Below are 19,863 nucleotides of genomic sequence, written 5' to 3'. Positions count from 1 at the left end.
ATACAGCAAAGACATTATTCCGAATTAGCTCAGTTGGTAGAGCACACGACTGTTAATCGTGTTGTCGTCGGTTCGAGCCCGACATTCGGAGTATGCCGATGTAGCTCAGTTGGTAGAGCACGGGTATCGTAAACCTGGGGTCGAAGGTTCGAATCCTTTCGTCGGCATCCCAAACGTCTCACAGTTGTGAGGCGTTTTTTGTGTTAAAAAATTGGCCTAACTGACCAAAAAACGGTCACTTTCTAGCAGTTAAGCAGTCCCTGTGTTTGAATGAGTGTAAGAAAACAATCAGGGGAAGGGGAGTGGCAATGAAAAAAATTCTGATAACTGGTGGAACGAGTGGGGTGGGATTAGCGATTGCAAAAGACCTGGTGCAACTTGGTCATCAAGTGATCTTGGTTGGTCGAAATGCCGGCAGAGGCAAGGCGGTAAAGGAAAGCCTGGGCGAGTTCGCCACCTTTTTCTCTGCTGATATAACGATTCAAGAAGATTTGCAACGGCTTGATGAATTTGTGTCTGATCACTTTGGCCGTTTAGACGTTCTCATTCATTTCGCTGGCATCTATCCCAAGGATGCTGAAGAAAATCGGCGTTTCAATTTAAAAGGCCATTATGATGTAACTGTTCGTTTGAAGAAATATTTGGCTAAAGGACGGGTGCTGATGGTGACCGGAAATCCTGTCGCCGTTCAGCACGCCCCCGTGTTGAGGAGCCAAAAGACGGGCCTGCTTCGTGCCGCCTGGATGTTGAGTCGAAAAACATTTTTGATGCTCTATTTAGCCGAGCAATTAAAGAAGGAAAAGATGACGGTGAACGCCTTCTTTCCGGGTGATGTCAAGAGCCGCCTAATGCCCTATACCAGTCGGTTAACCAATGAGCAGGTGCCGGTGGGTGCCTACCTGGCATTGTCTGAGAATGTTGCTGATATCAGTGGGACTTTCTTTGATGAAGACGGCCGAGTCGTTTTGCTAAAAAAGGGGAAGTATCATTTTGCCAAGGCAAAACAAATTCTTGAACAGACACTGGACTTACACGCGTTTAAAAGGGCACAAAAAAAGCAGGCCTGAAGGCCTGCAATTGCTGTTTTTATGCGGATGGCGGGAGTCGAACCCGCACGTCCTAAAGCGGACACAGGATCCTTAATCCTGCGCGTCTGCCAATTCCGCCACATCCGCAACTTAACTTTTAAAAGTTTACCGGGAAAGGCGACTTTTGTCAAGCTTATCGAAAAAATTGCTATTCTTTTCATCGGGGGCGTAAATATTTGATAAACTAGTACAAGATTGGAGAAATGCTGATGAAGTTATTTAATTGGTCGAAACAAGACCAGCAACGAAAAACTGAATTGAGCCGGGTGGAATTCTTACAAGAAGAAAACGACCAGCTTTTAGATCAGATTGAGTCCTTAAAGCTCGATGTGACAGAATTGGAAGCAGAAAAGAAGCGTCTCCAGGAAATGTTGGAACGTTCAGGTTTCAAGCGCCGAGTCCTGCGAATTGGGATGGGGCTGATTATTTTGGCGATCACCTACGCCGTCTTGGTGCTTGTTGGGGAACGCAACAGCAATTTGCCATGGTTAATTCTAATTGAAGCGGCCTTTATTATTTTCATGGGCCGAGGTGAAGAGAAATGACCGGGGCAATGCGTCGGCCATTGGTCTTAGCCAATTGGAAGATGAACATGCTGCCAGCCCAGGTCCAACCTTACTTGGACCAGGTGATTCCCGAAGTTGAAAAAGATACGGCGGCTGACGTGGCCATTGCCGCTCAGGACTTGTATTTGGCAGAGATGGTTCGTCAGAGTAGCCAGAGTCGTCTGATGATTGCTGCCGAAAACGCCCATTGGACCGATGATGGGGCCTACACGGGTGAAACCTCACCGAAGGCTTTGGCCCAGGTCGGCGTTCATTATGTGCTGATTGGGCACTTTGAACGGCGCAAGCTCTTTAACGAAACGGATGAACGGGTGAATTGGAAGACCAAGGCTGCCCTTCGGAACGGGCTGAAGCCCATTGTCGACCTGGACGAAGACCTAACCGCCTATGAGGGTGACGACGCGAGTCAAGTGGTGTTGAAGCAGTTGGCAGAGGCACTTGATGGCTTGACTGAAACGGACCTAAAGGACGTGACGATTGCCTACGAACCAACCTGGGCAATTGGATCGGGCGAAGCAGCTTCCGCCGCTCAGGCTGAAAAGTCCGCTGCCCTGATTCGAACAAGTCTGGCCAATCTCTATAGCCGTGAGCTGGCGGATCGAACGCGAATCCTCTACGGGGGGTCAGTGACCACAGAGAACGCGGCCGACTTTTTATCACAAAAAGACATTGATGGGATTCTAGTGGGCAAAGCCGCGCTGGATCCTGAAAAGTTCCTCGAATTAATTGATATTGCACAAGAAACTCGCTAATTGAGCGTCCGTCAATCATCAAGATAACCGAAATTGTCAGTTGACCCTGGTCAACTGACTTTTTTATTCCAAAATAAAGCAGAAGTCTTCTAGTTTATTGTTCAATTTGCTAAATAAGGGTGGTATACTTTAATTGGAATTATTTAAAGAATAACCCACAGACAAAAGGAGAACAGCTAAATGTCTTTGATTTCAGATATTATCGCACGTGAAGTTCTGGATTCCCGTGGAAACCCTACGGTTGAAGCCGAAGTAATCACCGAAGTTGGTGGATTCGGACGTGGTATCGTCCCATCTGGTGCCTCAACTGGTGAACACGAAGCCGTTGAATTGCGTGACGGTGACAAGAACCGTTTCGGTGGTAAGGGTGTAACGAAGGCCGTTGCCAACGTTAACGGTGCCATCGCTAAGGCCTTGGTTGGTAAGTTTGACGTAACTGACCAACGCGCAATCGACCAAGCCATGATCGACTTGGACGGTACGAAGAACAAGGGTAAGTTGGGTGCCAACGCAATCTTGGCTGTCTCAATTGCCGTTGCTCGTGCAGCTGCTGACGAATTGGGTATGCCATTGTTCGCTTACATCGGTGGTATGAACTCATACGTGATGCCTACGCCAATGATGAACGTTATCAACGGTGGTGCTCACTCAGATAACAAGGTTGATTTCCAAGAATTCATGATCATGCCTGTTGGTGCTCCTTCAATCAAGGAAGCCATCCGTTATGGTTCAGAAACTTTCCACGAATTGAAGAAGTTGTTGGCCGCTGATGGCAAGGCAACGTCTGTTGGTGATGAAGGTGGCTTTGCCCCTGACTTTGCAAACAACGAAGAACCTTTGCAATACTTGATCAAGGCCATTGAAGGTGCTGGTTACAAGCCAGGTAAGGACATCGCCATCGCTGTCGATGTTGCTTCTTCTGAATTGTGGGATGCTGAAAAGCAAAAGTATGTTTTGCGCTGGTCAACTAAGGAAGAATTTGCTACGGCAGACTTCATCAAGTACTTGGAAGACTTGGCAGACCGTTACCCAATCATCTCGATCGAAGATCCTATCGATGAAAACAACTGGGATGACTGGGCTGAAATTACGAAGGAACTTGGCAAGAAGGTTCAATTGGTTGGTGACGACTTCTTCGTTACGAACACGGAATACTTGGCTAAGGGAATCCGTATGGGTGCCGCTAACTCAATCTTGATCAAGGTTAACCAAATCGGTACGATGACTGAAACGATGGAAGCCATCGAAATGGCCAAGGAAGCTGGTTACACAGCAATCGTTTCTCACCGTTCAGGTGAAACGGAAGACACGACCATCGCTGACTTGGTTGTCGCTACAAACGCTGGCCAAATCAAGACTGGTTCAATGTCACGTACTGACCGTATCGCAAAGTACAACCAATTGATCCGTATCGAAGAATTGCTCGGCGACACTGCCAAGTACAAGGGTGTTCACTCATTCTACAACTTGTCAGCACAAGCTCGTGAAGCAATCCAAGCAAAGTAATTTGTTTAAAAAAGACGCTCCTTTGGGAGCGTTTTTTTAGTTAAATTCGTATTATTGAGTAAAGCCAATGCGAAAAGGAGAAATTGCCATGTTAACACGTTGTCGCTGGGTAACGAGTGGCTTGTTACTACAAGAATTAATTGATTATCACGATCATGAATACAGCCGGCCCCTGCACGATGAACAACAGGCCTTTGCTTATCTCTGTTTGGAGCTTTTCCAGTCCGGCTTGTCCTGGCAGACGATTTTGAAAAAGCGATCGGCTTTACAAGAGGATTTCTTCGACTTTGACATTGAGCGCGTGGCGGCCATGCGACCTGTTGATGTGGAGCGGCTGATGGCCGATCCACGGATTATTCGAAACCGTCGAAAGATCGAGGCGGTCATTCAAAACGCCCGAGTGCTGATGGATTGGCATCGACAGAATCAGCAGCTCATTGACTGGCTCTGGCATTTTACCGATAATCAAAGCATTGATATTGGCCCCAAAGCAGGGGAAAAGTTACTGGCCAGCACGAACTTATCCAAAGTGATTTCGACTGAATTAAAACAGGCGGGCTTTTCATTCACTGGTCCGGTTGTCGTGGAATCCTTTTTGCAGGCTGTTGGTATTCATAATGGGCATAATCAGGACTGTGATTGGCATGATTTAATGAACTAAAAAAGAGGAGGCGCCTGGGCGCTTCCTCCTTTTTGTTTGACTGTATCACAACCCATACAAACGTTGTGATACCAGTGTTATCATATGCGCGATCCGGGAGTCGAACCCGGATTGCAAGAACCGGAATCTTACGTGCTATCCATTACACCAACCGCGCGAACTATGTTATTATAACCTACTTTTTTGGAATTTCCAAGTAAGTCTCGCCAATCTTTTTGAAGTGGATCCGTCCTGAAAAGCGGTTCGTTAAGGCGTTTTTAAAGTCCGTGGCCGTCGCTGGATCGACGGCGACCTGGTGATGAACGGCCGTGTCAAAAGTCGTATCGACAATTGGATAGTCTTCTTCCTTAAGCCAATAGGAGAGTTCGTCGTTATTGGAGTAGTCGACGGTTAATTCAAGAACCAGTCGGTTTAACCGAACGACGAGACCAAGAGCGTCTAGACCCTGAGCCGTTGTGCCAGCATAGGCGCGAATCAAACCACCCGCTCCTAGCTTGATGCCGCCAAAGTAGCGGGTTACCACGGCCAAAACGTTGTGGACACCTTGCTTTTGGAGAACTTCGAGAATGGGGACACCAGCGGTTCCCGATGGCTCGCCGTTGTCTGAGTAGCGTTTGATTTCGTCGTTATCGCCGATGACATAGGCAAAGACATTGTGCGTGGCCTTATAGTGTTCCTTATTGATTTGCTCAATTTTTTCCTGGGCCTCTTCTTCGCTGTTGACTCGGGCAAGGTAGATGAGAAAGTCGGACTTCTTAATGGTCTGCTGCCAGTGTCCTTCTTCAGGTTTTAATAAGTAAAAGTCTGTCATGCTTCGTATTATAACATGAAGGGTTCGGGCTGCGAAGTGAGACGGCAAGCAGCCTGGTCTTATGAAAAAGTTCAGGGAGGACGACCTTGGAAGAGAAGAAGTTATACGGGCGTTTGCAGACTTGGCCGAAGAACCAAACCATTCCGCCGGCTGCTCAGGTTTTACCGGTTCGAGAAAAGGGGCGCTGTTTTCGTTGCCAGGGAAGAAGCCGGGCCCCGCTGCCGAATGGTCATTCTTACTGCTTAGACTGTTTGATGATTGGTCGGGTTTCTTCGTTGGACTGCCTTTTAACGATAGCGGAGCCAAACGACTTTTCCTCGGGGAGTAAGTTGCGTTGGCAAGGAAAGCTAACGAGGGAACAACAGCGAGTCAGTGACCAGCTGCTGAAGCATGCACAGGCCGGCAGAAACCAACTCCTTTGGGCGGTCACGGGGGCAGGCAAGACCGAGATGCTCTATCCCCTTGTTGACTGGGCCCTCAGTCAGCGTCAGCGGGTAGCCATTATCGCCCCTCGCGTCGATGTCGTATTAGAGTTGGCCCCTCGAATCCAGGCTGCTTTTGATGTTTCCTTGCAGGTGCTATACGGCGATCAAGAAGCCCCTTATGATTATAGTCAGCTGGTTGTCGCGACTGCCCACCAGCTCTTTCGTTTTTACAAGGCATTTGACCTGGTGATTATCGATGAAGTCGATGCCTTTCCCTTCCGTGGCAATCAGTCACTGCAGAAAGCGGTGGCGCGTGCAGCGAAGGTGGATGGCTGCTTCTTGTACTTAACCGCAACGCCGGACCGACTGCTACAGCGGCAGGTCAAAGCAGGCAAAATCGATATGGTGAACTTACCAAAACGTTTTCATGGTGGGAAAATCCCTGGATTAACCGTGGTATACAGCGCTGCCTGGCCTGACCGTTTTCCTAAAAAGGTGCTGGAGTCTTTGAAGCGCTGGTTGAAGGATGGCAAGCCCTTCTTCATCTTTGTGCCAACGGTGGCTGATCTGGCCCGTGTTTGGCAGCAACTTGAAAAGGTGCTTCCGACGACAGTTAAGGGGGCGACCGTTCATGCCAACGACCCGAAATGTGTTGACAAAGTCCAGGCCATGCGAGCGGGCGACTATGACTTTTTATTGACAACGACGATTTTGGAGCGGGGCGTGACACTTGCCAATTTGCAGGTGCTGATTCTTGGTGCCGATGATCCGACTTTTACAACAGAAACCCTGGTTCAGATGGCTGGTCGTGTTGGCCGTGATCGAAAGTATCGAGAAGGCGAGGTGCTGGCCTTAGCCAAAGGACCCAGTCGGTCAATTCGGCGAGCAGAAAAGATGATTCGCCATTTAAATCAATTGGCGGAGGAGGACGAAGATGCTGACTTGTTTGCTTTGTGAAGGGGCCGTGCCCTTTGAGTTGAGCTTGCCCTACTTGTTGACGGGCCGATTGCGCCTGTCGGATCGACTTTGCCCAGATTGTTGGGCGGCTTTTGAGCGAGTCGATTCGAGTGCTTGTCCGAACTGTGGTCGCCAAATGGGTCGCACCACTTTGTGCTCGGACTGTCGTTTGTGGCAGGAAAGGGGGCAGGGAGCGCTTAATAACCAGGCCCTGTATCAGTATAATGACCAAATGAAAGATTACATGGCCCGTTATAAGTTCATTGGCGATTACCGATTAAGAATGATTTTTCAAAAAGAAATGAAAGCAGCCATTCGAAAACGAATGAAAGATGACCAAATTAACGCCATTGTGCCCATTCCGCTGAGCCAAGAACGATTGGATCAGCGTGACTTTAACCAAGTCAGGCCCTTTCTGCCAAACGACTGCCCGATCATCAATGCCTTGGCCGTACGTCCTGGCAAGCATCGTGACCAATCGAGCCGAACGAGATTCGAGCGATTGGCAGCCAAGCAGCCCTTTGTTTTAAAAGAAGAAGCGCGTCAAGCGATCGCCTTTAAACGAGTACTCATCGTCGATGATGTGTATACGACGGGCCGCACACTCTATCACGCCGCAAACTGCTTATTAGCGGCAGGGGCAAGCGCCGTTTTTAGTCAAACACTTGCCCGGTGATTAAAAAATTTCACAAAACTTTGGCGCTGCTTGGGGATGGTAACTTAAGAAATCCTTAGGTTTCGGGTGAAAGCCCGGTTTTCCGATTGCTAAATATGGTATAATTGAAAGGATTTTAGGGAAGTGTTTCATCCTTCCTCAAGTAAGCTAAATTTTGGAGTAAATGAACCATGGCAAGAGATATTGGAATTGATTTGGGAACGGCCAATGTGTTGATCTATGTTGAAGGCGAAGGAGTGGTTTTGAACGAACCATCCGTTGTCGCTGTTGATGACAAGACCGACCGTGTATTGGCTGTTGGAGCGGAAGCCTACCGAATGGTTGGTCGTACGCCTGGTAACATTCGGGCCGTTCGTCCCTTGAAGGATGGCGTGATTTCCGACTTTGACATTACGGAAGCGATGTTGACATACTTCGTCAACAAGTTAAACGTGAAGGGCTTCATGTCAAAGCCAAACATCATGATCTGTGCGCCAACGAACATTTCTGAAATTGAGCGTAAGGCAATCATTCAAGCTGCTGAAAAGGCTGGTGGTGCCAAGGTCTACTTGGATTACGAACCAAAGGTTGCCGCTATCGGTGCTGGTTTGGATATTTTCAAGCCCGTTGGTTCAATGGTCATCGACATGGGTGGTGGAACTTCTGATATCGCGATCTTGTCACTTGGTGACATCGTGGTTGCCGAATCCATCCGTGTCGCCGGTGATCGGATGAATATCGATATCGTGAACTACTTGAAGCGCGAACACAACTTGGTTGTTGGTGAACGTTCAGCTGAAACGATCAAAATCGAAATTGGTTCTGCCTTGCCTTCTGAAAACCCTAAGACAATGGCTGTCCGTGGACGTGATAACTTCCAGGGAATGCCTCAAACGATTACGGTTAACGCAAACGAAATCGAATCTGCCTTGCACGAAACGTTGGCCCAAATTGCTGACGCCGCCCACTTGGCTTTGTCAAAGTTGCCACCTGAATTGGCCGCAGACATCATCGACCGCGGTATTATGTTGACCGGTGGTGGTGCCTTGCTTGAAGGAATTGATAAGTTCTTGGCAGACCGTCTTGGTGTTCCTGTCTTCATCGCGGATTCCCCATTGGACAACGTTGCCAAGGGAACGGGTGCTTTGCTCGAACACATGATGGCTAAGGACTAAGGAGTTTTTTGATGTCGAAGAAAAATCAGAGCTTTGCTGTTTCCTTAAAACAGGAAGACGATTTGACAAAGGTTTTCGTTGAAGAACGAGAAGTTGGTCAAATTGAAAAGAACCAGGGCGTTTTTGTTGGTACCTTGGGTAAGCAGGTTGTGATTGCTTCTGCCCAATCAGAAGACGAAGCATTGCAGGCCATGCTTGCAGCTTACAACCTTTACTATTAAGTTTGAAAAAGAATCCTTTGCCTCGGCAAGGGGTTTTTGTACATAAAGACTCATCATTAGGGAGAAAACGATGCAACGTATCGGTGCTCATCAATCAAACCGGACCTCCGCCTCCGAATTGGACTGGGGAATGATTCTGGTGCTAATCTTACTTTTGCTGATTGGCCTCTATTCACTTTACTTTGCAATCTTAAACGGCGGAAAGGGTGCTTCACCTGTTCGTGCAGTGATTATGCAGCTGCTTTACTGGGTGGTGGGTGCCCTGATGATTGCCTTCATCATGCGTTTTGATGCTTTTCAGCTCTGGCGTCTGGCGCCCGTTGCCTATGGCTTGGGGATTGTGTTACTGATTGGCGTGTTGATCTTTTATAACCGTGCCTTAGCTGCCTCAGCGGGTGCCAAATCTTGGATTGCCTTCGGACCGATTTCCCTTCAACCTTCCGAAGTAGTCAAACCGGCATTCATCTTAATGCTTGCCAAAGTCGTGGCCAATCACAACCGGTTGTATCCTGAACACACGGTGGATTCGGACTGGTTGTTAATTGGTAAGATGGTCGGTGTTTTCCTGCCGATTGGCTTGTTGATTGCCTTGCAAAACGACTTGGGAACCCTCTTGGTTTTCATGGCCATTCTTGGTGGAATTACCTTGGTTTCTGGCGTTACTTGGCGAATCTTAGGGCCGGTCTTGATTGCCGTTGGAACCTTTGGTTCGATTATGATCTTCCTGGTGACTTCCGCCGTTGGTCGAAACATCTTGGGTGCCTTTGGTTTCCAGGCCTATCAGTTTGCACGAATTGATGCCTGGTTACACCCAGGCCAAGATACGTCAGATACGGGTTATCAAACCTATCAGAACTTGAAGGCCATTGGTTCTGGCCAGTTCTTTGGTTCCGGCTTTGGTAACATGCGGGTTTTTGTGCCCGTTCGTGAGTCGGACATGATTTTTTCGGTCATGGGCGAATCCTTTGGCTTTGTTGGGGGCGCCTTCTTGATTGCTGTGTACTTCCTCTTGTTGTACCTGATGATTAAGGCAACCTTTAAGGCCCGAAACTCTTTCTATGCCTATATTGCGACGGGCGTTGTGGTGATGGTTTTGTTCCACGTTTTCGAAAACGTCGGGATGAACATCGGCCTTTTGCCACTGACTGGAATCCCACTGCCATTCATTTCGCAGGGTGGTTCTTCCCTTCTGTCGAATATGATTGGGGTCGGGTTGATTATGTCGATGTCTTACCAGCAGCAGAGCCGGACCTTTAACGAATCGAATGACTTCTCACTCTAAGGGGGCATTCATGGATCAACTACAAACTATCCAAGAAAAGCAAGCGATCTTGCTTCGGCAATTACGGGCGGGCGATCTTTTTGAGTCGCTCCCTGATTTATTGCGAGCAATTCGAGAGGAAATTCATTACGAAGCGGCTAGCCCAATCAGTCCCATCTTGTCTGAGGAGGAATCGGTTCGCCAAATGACGACTTATCAGAGTCGTTGGGCGGATCAAGATCAGTTGGTTCCGGCCTATCTTGACGATGAGGATCTCCGCCGTTTCGTCCTCTTGCTCTCATCGACGAAGGAGCCTGTCCGTGATACTGGGGCGTTCTTCTTTTTAGGAAACGCCATTCAAAACGGGCATTTGAGTCGTCCACAGTTACAGTGGCTGACAGCCGAAGTGATGGACGATGATCGACTTTTTTCCCATCTCTTTGAAGAAGAAAACGATGGAGCCTATTACCGTTCTTACGCGGTAGCTATTTTGGCCATTCTGTTGAACGAAAACCTCGCTGCCGACGAACCCTTCCTTAACCAATCGTTTATGGAAAGCATCGTTAGTCAGTTAGGCATTTATCTGCTAGTTGAAAAGGACAGTCGGGGTTATGTCGAAGGCCATGGCTGGGTTCATGCTTATACGCACCTGGCCAATGTGCTTGGCTTGCTCTTTGATCAAGAGAACCTGAAGCGGGCAGATAAGCTTTACCTGCTGGCCTGCTTGATGACGAACCTGCGCTCCTTGGACACGCCTTTGACAATGGGGGAGATGGGCCGATTGGTTGGAACGGTTTTGAACCTGGCCAAAAAGCACAAGCTCTATGGCGATTATCTTTTATTAACCCTTAAGCTATGGCGTCAGGACTTAGTGAATGAGCCCTTTGATTCGAGTCGCTCCAGTTGGCAGATGCTTTATAACCGAGTCGACTTTTTCCAACAGATTTTAGCCTTTGGGGAAGCGGCGAGCCCAGAAGACATTTGGCAGTACGTCCAAACAACAAAAAACTATTTATCATAATCACCGGCCGAAAGGCCGCGTTTAGAAAAGGAAATTCTCATGGCAAAACAACACGTTGTCTTACTCTTTGGTGGTAATTCTTCCGAACACGATGTGTCAAAGCGTTCCGCTTATAACTATTACAAGGCGTTGGAAGAAACGGGCAAGTATGACTTGTCCGTTGTCGCCATTGCTCAAAACGGTTACTTCCTCGATGCCGCGCGTTCGATGAAGATTATGATGCAAGAAGACGAGCAGCCTCTCGTCGATTCCTACATGAAGGAATTGGGCGAAAAGGGCATCTTGTCACCAATCAAGGCTTTGGAAGATTTGCCAACGATCGACATCTTTTTCCCGGTTGTTCACGGAAACCTGGGTGAAGACGGGACCCTCCAAGGATTATTCCGTCTCTTAGACAAGCCATATGTTGGCGCAGCCCTTCGTGGCCACGCCGTCTCCTTTGACAAAGTCTTGACGAAGGAAATTTTGACGCAAAACAACGTCCGGAATACCAAGTATCTCGTGACCTATGCCGCTGATGCCAAGCCACTGACTTGGGCAGAAGTCGAAGCAAAACTGGGCTCCGTTGTCTTTGTCAAAGCCGCCAACCAGGGCTCTTCTGTTGGAATCTCCCGTGCCGAAAACGAGCAGGAATTCCAAGCAGCCCTGAAGGATTCTTTCCAATACGACCGTAAAGTCTTAGTGGAAGCCGCCGTTAACGGCCCACGTGAATTGGAAGTCGGTGTGATTGGGAACGACGAGATTCTGGTTTCTGAAATTGGTGCTCACCAAGTACCTGATCAGGGTGGCGACGGTAAGGGCTGGTATGATTACCATTCGAAGTTTGTCGATAATTCGGAAGTGGCCTTTGAAATCCCAGCTAAGTTACCAGATCCTGTCACGACTGAGATTAAGGAAATGGCCAAGAAGGCCTATCAGGTCTTGAACCTTCAGGGCGAAGCGCGAATGGACTTTTTGATTGATGAGGATAACGTGCCCTACCTGGGTGAGCCGAACACCTTGCCTGGTTTCACCAACATGTCCTTGTTTAAGCGACTTTGGGACTATTCAGACATCGATAATGCCAAGTTGGCCGATCTCTTGGTTCAATATGGCTTTGACGCGTACAAGAAATCAAAGGAAATTTCTTATTCCTTTGAAAGCTTGGGCGAAGAAAAAGTCGGTACCTTCAACGGAAAAGACGGCAACAAAGCCTAATAAAAAAGCAGACCTCTGGTCTGCTTTTTTATTGCTTCGACATTTGTTTGGTATGATCAGCTTATTTTTCACGAACCACCAGCACGTCGACCGTGCTAATGCGGGTCACGTAAGAGGTGACGGAACCGACAACCAGGCGTTCCACCGCGTTCAAGCCGGTAGCCCCGATCACAATCAGGTCGGCATGAATCTCTTCTGGAATATCGTGAGCCAGGATGGCCTTTGGTGAGCCATAGTCAATGCGATAATCGACCGTTTGAACGCCTGCTTTTTTGGCTTCCGCCTGATAATTTTCGAGCATTTTACGTGCGTCTTCCGTGACGGTGTCGACCATGCTGTTATCAAAGGTTGAAATGTTGTGGATGGCACGGGTGTCAATGACATTGGCCAATGTCAATTGACTCTGCTGGTCTTTTTCTTGACTCTTGGCCAGCTGAATGGCTCGCTGTAGCGCAGCCTGCGATTCCTTTGAGCCATCCATTGGAACGAGAATTTGTTGGTAGAATTCAGACATGTATCGTGCTCCTTTTTTCTTTAGTATAGTCCAAGGCAGAAAAAAATGACAATAAAAAAAGCCCACCCGCAGGTGGACTCGTAGGTCATGCCTACGATACTTCCTTGGCACCGTTAATCGCTGCTCAGATTTTCCTCGAAGTTATCGAGGTGGGCGGTGCATACTTGAGCCGGCCTACCAAATGAGAAGGCTTGGCTGACTGGTCGCAATTCCCGTCCAAATAAAAAGGTTGTAAGGAAAAAGCTGGTATTGCAGCAACGCGTATACCGAAGTATTCGTCTATAGTATAGGGAAAAAATTCTTAAAATAACAGTCTTGACATGCTGAAATTTCATTATTAACCGGACATGCTCCTTATGAATGGCCGCGAAGTCCTTTTTCTTGCTTGTCCTTCAAGGTTTCGTTAACCTCTTTTAGCTGCTTTTCAAAGGACGAATTACCCTTTGGTGCAAAATAGCGGTCCTTTTTGATGGCATCTGGCAAATATTGCTGTGGCACCCAATCGTTGTCAAAGTCGTGTGGGTAGACGTAGTCATTGCCGTGCCCCAACTTCGAGGCCCCGGAATAATGGGCATCCTTCAAGTGTGCAGGAATGCTTTGGGCTTTGGAGCGGCCGGCTTGGGAAAGGGCGGCGTCCATTGCCGTGTAGGCGGCGTTTGACTTTGGCGAGAGAGCGAGTTCAATGACGGCGTTGGCCAGTGGAATTCGCGCTTCGGGTAAGCCGAGCTTTTCCGCTGTTTGAATGGCAGTCACTGCTCGAAAAGCCGCATTGGGATTGGCTAGGCCAATATCCTCATAGGCGATGACCGTCAGGCGGCGAACCAAGATTGGTAAGTCACCGGCAGCAATTAATCGGGCTGTATAGTGAAGGGCGGCGTCGACGTCGGAACCGCGAATCGACTTTTGCAGGGCAGAAATCACATCGTAGTGAGCATCGCCGTCCTTATCGGCCACCAATGCCTGCTTCTGTGAGGTTTCTTCCACCACGTCCAGTGTGACCGGAATCACGCCATCGTCGTTTTCCTTTGTTGACAAGACGGCCAGCTCCAATGAATTCAGCGCGGAACGCAAGTCACCGTTTGTGGCCTGGGCCAGGTGGGCCTTTGCTTCATCGGAAAGCGCGACTTGGTAGTTGCCCAAGCCGTTTTCCTTATCGGCTAGCGCTCGATCAATGGCCTTTTCAATATCGGCCGTCGATAAGGGGTGGACTTGGAAAATTTGTGTTCGTGAACGAATGGCCGGTGTGACGTTCAGATAGGGATTTTCGGTTGTGGCCCCAATTAAAATAATGGCTCCTGATTCAAGATGGGGAAGTAAAAAGTCCTGCTTCACCTTGTTGAGTCGATGAATTTCATCTAAGAGCAGCACAACGGTACCAGACATTTTGGCTTCCTCAGCCACTGCCTGCAGATCCTTTTGTGAATCGGTTGCCGCGTTGAGCGCACGAAAAGCAAAGTTGGTCGAGCCGGCAATCGCTGAAGCAATCGAGGTTTTGCCGGTTCCGGGCGGTCCGTATAAAATCATGGATGAGAGCCGCTTAGCTGCCACCATGCGCCAGATGATTTTGTTTTCGCCGACAAGGTCTTGTTGTCCGACAATGTCTTCAATGCGTTGTGGCCGCATGCGAAAAGCTAATGGTTTTTGTCCTGCCATGACGACTCCTTTCTTTTGAGGCAAAAAAATAAAAGAAAGGCTGACACAAAGTCAGCCCAGTAACATTAAAGATCGATATTTGGTAAATTAACGGCTGTCTTGCTTGCTAGAACAAAGGCATAGGGATCAGTCGTTTGTTTCGACACTTCATTATTGGAAAGAAGGGTGTAAGGATTGCCTGACTTGATGGCCAGCTGCAGATAGTCGATGTAATCTTCTCCTGCTCGATCTTGGTCGATCAGCAAGGTGGCATCGGGATAAGCCTTTAACTTGTCGGCTAAGGCGTCCTTACTTGCTTGGCTGCCAACTTGTGAAAGGTGGATGGCCAAAATGACCCGCTCACGAAAGGTTCCGAGGTAAAGTCTTTTCTCGTCGGGCTTTAAATTTGGGCCGGAGCCGTTTTGGTTCTGTTCGAGTCGTTCGTTGACGTCCATGTCATTGCCTCCCGTTTTATCTGCTATCTACTATTATACGGAAAAAGAAAGGCAGACACAAAAAAGCCGCTGCATTTGCAGCGGCTTTTCGAATACAACCAGAAGTGATAAAGAATTATCCCAAACGGTTGTAGTATTCGACGATCAATGCTTCGTTGATGTCGGCATCGAGTTCTTCGCGTTCTGGCAAACGAACAAGCTTACCTTCCAACTTATCAGCGTTGAATTCCACGAATTGTGGACGTGAAACAACTGATTCAACAGCGATTTGGATAGGAACGATGTTCTTTGACTTTTCGCGAACGGAAATCACTTGGCCAGGTACCACTTCGTATGAAGGGATATCAACGCGCTTACCATCAACCAAAATGTGGCCGTGGTTAACCAACTGACGTGCTTGTTGGCGCGTCGTTGCCAAACCGAGACGGTAAACCAATGAGTCCAAACGACGTTCGAGCAAGATCATGAAGTTGGTACCGTGAGTACCTTGACGGATCTTACCGGCCTTGTTGAACAAACCGTGGAATTGACGTTCAGTCAAACCGTAAGTAAAGCGCAACTTTTGCTTTTCGCGAAGTTGAACACCATATTCAGAAACCTTACCGCGACGACCTTGTCCGTGGTCACCAGGGGCGTAGGCACGACGTGCCAATTCCTTACCAGTTCCTGAAAGAGAAACACCTAAACGACGTGAAACACGCCACTTTGGTCCAGTATAACGTGACATAATATATGTCCTCCAAAATGTAGTTTGCTGTACATTTGAGGGCCTACACCAGATGCGTGCAACGTCAATTGATTCGTTTCTCAGAAACCGTAGCTCAGTTCTTACTAACGAGTAGGGACGTTGTTGACGCGCTTCTTTGCAGACTGCTACTCAATACAACTTCGATTAGTATAGCAAATAAGACGATTGAAGGCAAGCGACTTTGGCAATGGGCGGGGAATTTACTTGGGCGAAAAAGTTAAGAAAAGTCTAAAAAGTTCGATCCTGGAAAGTTTTGACGAACAACTAGTGTAGAGTGGAAAGTAGCATATAGAAGAGATGAGGGCAACACCATGTGGATTATCATTGGCATCATTCTTGTTCTGCTGGCATTTGCAGCAGTCGCCTGGGCCATTTTGGAACAACGAAAGGCAGCCGGTCAGGTTGCTGATTTTGAGTTGGCCAAGCGGGCACTCTTGAATGAGCACGTGGATCAGGCAATTCAAGCGGCCAAGAAGATTTCATTATCCGGCCAGGCTTTGAAAGAATACGAAACCATTCAGGGCCAGTATTCTTATTTGAAGAAAAACCTCTTTGCCAAAATGGATCAAGAACGGGCCTATGCGGAATCAAAGACCGCCGGGCTCAATGTGTGGGCGACAAAGAGTAGTCTGCACCGTCTGCTTGCTTTAACAAAGGAAGCGGCTCAGGTGCAAGCCAGCATCAAAGACGGCCTCGATAATTTATACAAGCAAAACGATCGCCATCACGAAGCCATTCGTCAACTACACGATGATCATGGAAAGATTCTGGAGCGAATTGAAAAAGAGCCAGAGACCTTTGGCCCATCGGCGACGGCCTTAACGACTTTTATCAAGGAAGGCGAAGAAAATTACCAGGATTACCGACGGTTAGTGGAAGAAGATAAGGCCATGGAAGCGTCTGAAGCCTTTGAAGCGCTTGGCATGGAAGCTGGTCAATTGACGCACTACCTGCAGTCAATTCCGTTGATTTTCTCTAAGTTGAACGGCCAGTTCGTCGAACAAATCCAAGAAATCGTGGATGGCCAGGCCGACTTGGAAAAGCGTGGCGTGATCTTTGATCAGCAAGCTATTTCCCAGTCACTCGATCAAATCGACCAGAATCGGCTGTCGGCATTGAGCGCTTTGGAAGGCTTGAAAATAAAGGAAGCCACTGATTTGCAGTTGCACATCAATGATCAAATTCAAGCCCTGTATGATTTGCTAGAAGGCGAATTAACGGCCTACAAACGTTACTTTAAACAGGCCGAACTGGTTCAGCAAGCCTTTGATCGGATTTCCGAGCAAAACCATTCATTGATGATTGAACTGGCCTACCTGAAAGGCCGTTTCCAGCTGACGCATGATGAAGAAAAGAAGCAACAGGAAGCCGCCAAGGAAATCGCTGACTTGGTTGAAGGGCAAAAGGAAGTCAGTGCGGCTTTGGCAGACAAGACGATGACCTATTCACAGGCCTGCCAGCGGCAAGAAAAGTGGTTGACGATTTTTGCAGAGATGGATCAGGAGCAAGTGGCTTTGTACAAGCAGATTGAAGGCTTCCAACCCGCTCTAAAGTCGGCCAAGGCCCATTCTGCCGAATCCATCAGTCAATTGAAGGACTTGAAGCGAAGCCTGGAACGGCGGGACTTACCAGGGCTTCCGCAGATCTTCTTGGATCACTTCTTTGCCTTGTCTGATGAAATGACCCGCTTGGATGACGCCGTCAACGCCTCACAAGTCGACTTGGATGGCGTTCAACGGCAGTTAAACATTGTTTCCTCTGACTTGGATACCTTGGAAGAGGAGGCCAAAGTCGTCGCCGAACAGGCGGACTTGGCCGTTACTTTGTTACAGTATTCCTCTCGCTATGCAGAAAACAGCAAGATGCAGCAGACGCTGCAGGAAGCACAGCGCGACTTTGACGAGAACTATGACTATGCGAAGGTGATCGATCAAATCAAGCCGGTGTTAAACGAATTGGAGCCAGAGGCCTATGCGCGTTTGGTTGCCAACCAAGATCCAATGACCTTATAAGTAAAAAAGGAAGACCAGCATTGCTGGTCTTCCTTTTTGTTAGGACTGTTTTGTTGAAATAGCGGAGTGCTTGATACCATAAGTGAAGTACCAAATCAGCCCGATCAAAACCCAGAGAGCATAGAGCTTAAGGGTGAGGATTGGTAGGCGAATAATGAGAAAGAGGGACAGGCCGGCGGCAAGGGCTGGCAAAACGGGATAGAAAGGCATCTTGAAGCCTTCGTGTGCTAAGTCCGAACGCTTGCGAAGGAAGAGTACCCCGAAAGTAATAAACATAAAGGCCGTTAAGGTCCCGATGTTAATCAAATTGGTCAAAGTCGAAAGCGGAATGAAACCGGCTAAGAAAGCTTCAACAATGACGGCCAGTAGAATGGCGTTCTTTGGCAGGTGGGCGGCATTGACGCGGCCCAAGCCCTTTGGCATCAAGCCATCACGACCAAAGGAGTAGGCCAGACGGGACGAGGCAAAAATCAAAGCTAGAATGGCGGTGAACATCCCAATCAGCGCGCCAATCGTGATGACCACGGAGAACTGGGTCTGCTTGATTGTCTGCAGCGCAAAGGCGGCGGGGTCGTCGACACCGAGCTTTTTGTAATTAACGATCCCGGTTAAGACGATAGCAAAAAGCGTGTACAGGGTAGAGGAAATGACGACAGTACCAAGGATACCACGCGACATAGTTTTCGTTGGGTTCTTCACTTCGGCAGCGTGGGCAGCGATGGTGTCAAAACCAAGGAAGGAGAAGATGATCGAAGCCGTTGCTGCAGTAATGCCGCCGAGTCCGAACAGACCGGTTTGGAATTGCTTGGGGTAAAAGTCGGCGTAGTTGCTTGGTTTAATGAAGAAAAGGCCACCGATGACAAAAAGCAAAATGATGGCGATCTTTAGGACAACGCCCGCGTTTTCGACTTTTTTCGATTGGGAAAGTCCGGCAAAAAGAATGAAGGTGGCGATTAAAATGACGAAGATGGCCAGCAGATTCACGAAGCCGCCCTGGTCCGGTCCAGCTTGCAAGGCCTTTGGGAGCGCCAGACCGATTTGACTAAGTAGTGAATTCAAATAGGCAGCAAAGCCGGTGGCGATGGCCGAGACGGCCAAGAAGTATTCGAGAATCAAGGACCAGCCAAGCAGCCAGCCGATGACTTCACCGTATATTACTGATCCATAAGAATAAGCGGAACCAGCAACGGGCATTGCAGAAGAGAACTCAGCAAAGGCCATACCGCAAATACCAGAAAAGACAGCGGCCAGCAAAAAGGCAATGGCCACAGCGGGTCCGGCGTTGTTAGCAGCCTCGTGGCCGGGTAAAATAAAGATTCCAGAACCGATAACCGTTCCGACACCCAGTCCAATCAAGTCTTTTGTTGATAGGACGCGGGCCATTTGACCGTCTTTTTCCAGGTAGCCGGCCACCGACTCCTTTTGAAAGGCACGTGATAATAGATGCATGGTGTTTTCTCACTTTTTTCTAATTATTATAAGGACAATTGTAGCAGGTATAAAATGGCTTGTCGATTCTTTTAATGGTAGAATGAATCCATTATTGAGAGGAGAAGTGGAAATGGAAAAGCGCGTCATTGTCCTGATGGGACCGGCAGGAGCCGGAAAAAGCTCGGTTGCTTCCTATATAAAAGAAAAATGGCAAGTGCCACAAGTCATTACTCATACCACGCGTGCTAAGCGTCAGGGAGAAGAAGACGGGCGAGACTATTATTTCGAGAGCGACCAAAGCTTTGCGCAAAACCACTATCTCGAATCCGTTCATTACGGGGGTCACCAATACGGTTCCTCAATGGAAGGTCTTGAGCGCGCTTTTGAAAAGAAAGCCCTTGTCTCCATTGTCTTGGACACAAAGGGGGCTTCGACTTACCGGAAGATTCTTGGTGATGAAGCTTGGCTCTGGTACATTACGACTTCTGATCCAGCAAAATTAAAGAAGCGCTTAGTGGCCCGTGGCGATTCGAAAGAGGCGATTGAGAAGCGGTTAACTTCAGCGGAGTTTCAACGCGACTTGGCACTGCCTGCGGATCTTGAAGGCGTGGCGACGGTCATCAAAAATGACGATTGGACTGAAACGAAAGCGCGGATTGACGACTTGGTAGCAGGGGCTTTGAAGAGCTAAAGACTTTCTTAATCATTTTCTTCTAAAAAACCATTGACCTGCCCCTGCAAAGTCAGTATACTAATTATTGTTCCTTGCGAGGGA

General features: G+C 48.3%; 20 protein-coding genes and 4 tRNA genes. 16 read left to right on the top strand and 8 right to left on the bottom strand.

All coding sequences use genetic code 11. The features are described from left to right. Window positions 1-18: 18 nt before the first annotated feature. The 3 genes from G6R30_RS02365 to G6R30_RS02355 all read left to right on the top strand — a co-directional run bounded on the left by G6R30_RS02365 (window position 19) and on the right by G6R30_RS02355 (window position 1,067). Window positions 19-91, top strand: a tRNA-Asn gene (locus G6R30_RS02365). A gap of 3 nt (window positions 92-94) precedes the next feature. Further along, a tRNA-Thr gene (locus tag G6R30_RS02360) sits at window positions 95-167 on the top strand. Window positions 168-308: 141 nt separating this feature from the next. Continuing rightward, on the top strand, window positions 309-1,067 hold the full coding sequence (locus G6R30_RS02355; protein ID WP_213821108.1) for an SDR family NAD(P)-dependent oxidoreductase: 759 nt from the start codon (window positions 309-311) through the stop codon (window positions 1,065-1,067). A gap of 22 nt (window positions 1,068-1,089) precedes the next feature. On the opposite strand, the gene G6R30_RS02350 is transcribed toward G6R30_RS02355, so the two are convergent. Beyond that, window positions 1,090-1,175: transfer RNA gene (locus tag G6R30_RS02350), tRNA-Leu, on the bottom strand. A gap of 122 nt (window positions 1,176-1,297) precedes the next feature. Here G6R30_RS02350 and G6R30_RS02345 point away from each other — a divergent pair. The 4 genes from G6R30_RS02345 (at window position 1,298) to G6R30_RS02330 (ending at window position 4,573) form a co-directional block, all read left to right on the top strand. Next, window positions 1,298-1,633 (top strand): hypothetical protein, encoded by a 336-nt coding sequence (locus G6R30_RS02345; protein WP_213821106.1) that lies wholly within the window; start codon window positions 1,298-1,300, stop codon window positions 1,631-1,633. Beyond that, window positions 1,630-2,406, top strand: coding sequence for a triose-phosphate isomerase (gene tpiA / locus G6R30_RS02340; RefSeq protein ID WP_213821104.1), 777 nt, complete (start codon window positions 1,630-1,632; stop codon window positions 2,404-2,406). Before G6R30_RS02345 ends, tpiA begins: the two co-directional genes overlap by 4 nt. A 180-nt stretch (window positions 2,407-2,586) precedes the next feature. After that, window positions 2,587-3,912 carry a phosphopyruvate hydratase gene (eno, locus tag G6R30_RS02335; protein ID WP_213793390.1) on the top strand — a complete coding sequence of 442 codons (1,326 nt, stop codon included), beginning with the start codon at window positions 2,587-2,589 and terminating at the stop codon, window positions 3,910-3,912. 88 nt (window positions 3,913-4,000) lie between these two features. Next, on the top strand, window positions 4,001-4,573 hold the full coding sequence (locus tag G6R30_RS02330) for a DNA-3-methyladenine glycosylase I (RefSeq protein WP_213821102.1): 573 nt from the start codon (window positions 4,001-4,003) through the stop codon (window positions 4,571-4,573). 85 nt (window positions 4,574-4,658) lie between these two features. Here the strand turns inward: G6R30_RS02330 and G6R30_RS02325 are convergent. Both G6R30_RS02325 and G6R30_RS02320 read right to left on the bottom strand, forming a co-directional pair. Continuing rightward, window positions 4,659-4,730 (bottom strand) — tRNA-Arg (locus G6R30_RS02325). Window positions 4,731-4,748: 18 nt separating this feature from the next. Then, complete coding sequence (locus G6R30_RS02320; protein WP_213821100.1) at window positions 4,749-5,384, bottom strand: YigZ family protein; 636 nt, start codon at window positions 5,382-5,384, stop codon at window positions 4,749-4,751. A gap of 86 nt (window positions 5,385-5,470) precedes the next feature. Between G6R30_RS02320 and G6R30_RS02315 the strand changes: the two genes are divergently transcribed. From G6R30_RS02315 to G6R30_RS02285, 7 genes are all read left to right on the top strand, one after another. Further along, window positions 5,471-6,766 carry a DEAD/DEAH box helicase gene (locus tag G6R30_RS02315; RefSeq protein WP_213821098.1) on the top strand — a complete coding sequence of 432 codons (1,296 nt, stop codon included), beginning with the start codon at window positions 5,471-5,473 and terminating at the stop codon, window positions 6,764-6,766. Then, window positions 6,744-7,442: a ComF family protein gene (locus tag G6R30_RS02310; RefSeq protein ID WP_213821095.1), complete on the top strand. Its 699-nt coding sequence runs from the start codon at window positions 6,744-6,746 to the stop codon at window positions 7,440-7,442. The genes G6R30_RS02315 and G6R30_RS02310 overlap by 23 nt, the downstream gene beginning before the upstream one ends. Window positions 7,443-7,612: 170 nt before the next feature. Then, window positions 7,613-8,596: a rod shape-determining protein gene (mreB, locus tag G6R30_RS02305; RefSeq protein WP_213821093.1), complete on the top strand. Its 984-nt coding sequence runs from the start codon at window positions 7,613-7,615 to the stop codon at window positions 8,594-8,596. 11 nt (window positions 8,597-8,607) lie between these two features. Beyond that, on the top strand, window positions 8,608-8,817 hold the full coding sequence (locus G6R30_RS02300; RefSeq protein WP_213821091.1) for a DUF2969 family protein: 210 nt from the start codon (window positions 8,608-8,610) through the stop codon (window positions 8,815-8,817). A 70-nt stretch (window positions 8,818-8,887) separates the two neighbouring features. After that, complete coding sequence (locus tag G6R30_RS02295; protein ID WP_213821089.1) at window positions 8,888-10,099, top strand: FtsW/RodA/SpoVE family cell cycle protein; 1,212 nt, start codon at window positions 8,888-8,890, stop codon at window positions 10,097-10,099. 10 nt (window positions 10,100-10,109) lie between these two features. Next, on the top strand, window positions 10,110-11,099 hold the full coding sequence (locus G6R30_RS02290) for a DUF2785 domain-containing protein (RefSeq protein ID WP_213821087.1): 990 nt from the start codon (window positions 10,110-10,112) through the stop codon (window positions 11,097-11,099). A gap of 39 nt (window positions 11,100-11,138) precedes the next feature. Then, window positions 11,139-12,296, top strand: coding sequence for a D-alanine--D-alanine ligase family protein (locus tag G6R30_RS02285; RefSeq protein ID WP_213821085.1), 1,158 nt, complete (start codon window positions 11,139-11,141; stop codon window positions 12,294-12,296). A gap of 61 nt (window positions 12,297-12,357) precedes the next feature. Here the strand turns inward: G6R30_RS02285 and G6R30_RS02280 are convergent, their stop codons facing one another. The 4 genes from G6R30_RS02280 to rpsD form a co-directional block, all read right to left on the bottom strand. Further along, window positions 12,358-12,810, bottom strand: coding sequence for a universal stress protein (locus G6R30_RS02280; RefSeq protein ID WP_213821082.1), 453 nt, complete (start codon window positions 12,808-12,810; stop codon window positions 12,358-12,360). A gap of 354 nt (window positions 12,811-13,164) precedes the next feature. Beyond that, window positions 13,165-14,463: a replication-associated recombination protein A gene (locus G6R30_RS02275; RefSeq protein ID WP_213821080.1), complete on the bottom strand. Its 1,299-nt coding sequence runs from the start codon at window positions 14,461-14,463 to the stop codon at window positions 13,165-13,167. Window positions 14,464-14,528: 65 nt separating this feature from the next. Then, window positions 14,529-14,897, bottom strand: a complete 369-nt coding sequence (locus G6R30_RS02270) for a DUF1694 domain-containing protein (protein WP_213821078.1) — start codon at window positions 14,895-14,897, stop codon at window positions 14,529-14,531. Window positions 14,898-15,012: 115 nt separating this feature from the next. After that, window positions 15,013-15,624, bottom strand: a complete 612-nt coding sequence (gene rpsD, locus G6R30_RS02265; RefSeq protein ID WP_213821076.1) for a 30S ribosomal protein S4 — start codon at window positions 15,622-15,624, stop codon at window positions 15,013-15,015. A 332-nt stretch (window positions 15,625-15,956) separates the two neighbouring features. Here rpsD and G6R30_RS02260 point away from each other — a divergent pair, with 332 nt between their 5' ends. Continuing rightward, window positions 15,957-17,657: a septation ring formation regulator EzrA gene (locus G6R30_RS02260; RefSeq protein ID WP_213821074.1), complete on the top strand. Its 1,701-nt coding sequence runs from the start codon at window positions 15,957-15,959 to the stop codon at window positions 17,655-17,657. A 39-nt stretch (window positions 17,658-17,696) separates the two neighbouring features. Here G6R30_RS02260 and G6R30_RS02255 read toward each other — a convergent pair whose 3' ends face one another. Then, the gene (locus G6R30_RS02255) at window positions 17,697-19,106 is read right to left on the bottom strand and encodes an APC family permease (protein ID WP_213821072.1); all 1,410 of its coding nucleotides are present in this window, start codon (window positions 19,104-19,106) and stop codon (window positions 17,697-17,699) included. 112 nt (window positions 19,107-19,218) lie between these two features. Here G6R30_RS02255 and G6R30_RS02250 point away from each other — a divergent pair, with 112 nt between their 5' ends. After that, the gene (locus G6R30_RS02250) at window positions 19,219-19,779 is read left to right on the top strand and encodes a guanylate kinase (protein WP_213821070.1); all 561 of its coding nucleotides are present in this window, start codon (window positions 19,219-19,221) and stop codon (window positions 19,777-19,779) included. Window positions 19,780-19,863 lie beyond the last annotated feature (84 nt).

This window comes from Fructobacillus parabroussonetiae (genome assembly GCF_018437265.1).
GTDB lineage: Bacteria > Bacillota > Bacilli > Lactobacillales > Lactobacillaceae > Fructobacillus > Fructobacillus parabroussonetiae.
This window is presented reverse-complemented; position numbering and strand designations above follow the sequence as displayed.

Excerpts from the sequence above, each read along its gene's own strand:
- mreB (WP_213821093.1), top strand. The coding sequence starts at position 7,613 with ATGGCAAGAGATATTGGAATTGATTTGGGAACGGCCAATGTGTTGATC.
- G6R30_RS02310 (WP_213821095.1), top strand. The coding sequence starts at position 6,744 with ATGCTGACTTGTTTGCTTTGTGAAGGGGCCGTGCCCTTTGAGTTGAGC.
- G6R30_RS02255 (WP_213821072.1), bottom strand. The coding sequence starts at position 19,106 with ATGCATCTATTATCACGTGCCTTTCAAAAGGAGTCGGTGGCCGGCTAC.
- G6R30_RS02260 (WP_213821074.1), top strand. The coding sequence starts at position 15,957 with ATGTGGATTATCATTGGCATCATTCTTGTTCTGCTGGCATTTGCAGCA.
- G6R30_RS02250 (WP_213821070.1), top strand. The coding sequence starts at position 19,219 with ATGGAAAAGCGCGTCATTGTCCTGATGGGACCGGCAGGAGCCGGAAAA.
- tpiA (WP_213821104.1), top strand. The coding sequence starts at position 1,630 with ATGACCGGGGCAATGCGTCGGCCATTGGTCTTAGCCAATTGGAAGATG.
- G6R30_RS02330 (WP_213821102.1), top strand. The coding sequence starts at position 4,001 with ATGTTAACACGTTGTCGCTGGGTAACGAGTGGCTTGTTACTACAAGAA.
- G6R30_RS02345 (WP_213821106.1), top strand. The coding sequence starts at position 1,298 with ATGAAGTTATTTAATTGGTCGAAACAAGACCAGCAACGAAAAACTGAA.
- G6R30_RS02355 (WP_213821108.1), top strand. The coding sequence starts at position 309 with ATGAAAAAAATTCTGATAACTGGTGGAACGAGTGGGGTGGGATTAGCG.
- G6R30_RS02320 (WP_213821100.1), bottom strand. The coding sequence starts at position 5,384 with ATGACAGACTTTTACTTATTAAAACCTGAAGAAGGACACTGGCAGCAG.
- G6R30_RS02270 (WP_213821078.1), bottom strand. The coding sequence starts at position 14,897 with ATGGACGTCAACGAACGACTCGAACAGAACCAAAACGGCTCCGGCCCA.
- G6R30_RS02300 (WP_213821091.1), top strand. The coding sequence starts at position 8,608 with ATGTCGAAGAAAAATCAGAGCTTTGCTGTTTCCTTAAAACAGGAAGAC.
- G6R30_RS02295 (WP_213821089.1), top strand. The coding sequence starts at position 8,888 with ATGCAACGTATCGGTGCTCATCAATCAAACCGGACCTCCGCCTCCGAA.
- eno (WP_213793390.1), top strand. The coding sequence starts at position 2,587 with ATGTCTTTGATTTCAGATATTATCGCACGTGAAGTTCTGGATTCCCGT.
- G6R30_RS02290 (WP_213821087.1), top strand. The coding sequence starts at position 10,110 with ATGGATCAACTACAAACTATCCAAGAAAAGCAAGCGATCTTGCTTCGG.
- G6R30_RS02285 (WP_213821085.1), top strand. The coding sequence starts at position 11,139 with ATGGCAAAACAACACGTTGTCTTACTCTTTGGTGGTAATTCTTCCGAA.
- rpsD (WP_213821076.1), bottom strand. The coding sequence starts at position 15,624 with ATGTCACGTTATACTGGACCAAAGTGGCGTGTTTCACGTCGTTTAGGT.
- G6R30_RS02275 (WP_213821080.1), bottom strand. The coding sequence starts at position 14,463 with ATGGCAGGACAAAAACCATTAGCTTTTCGCATGCGGCCACAACGCATT.
- G6R30_RS02280 (WP_213821082.1), bottom strand. The coding sequence starts at position 12,810 with ATGTCTGAATTCTACCAACAAATTCTCGTTCCAATGGATGGCTCAAAG.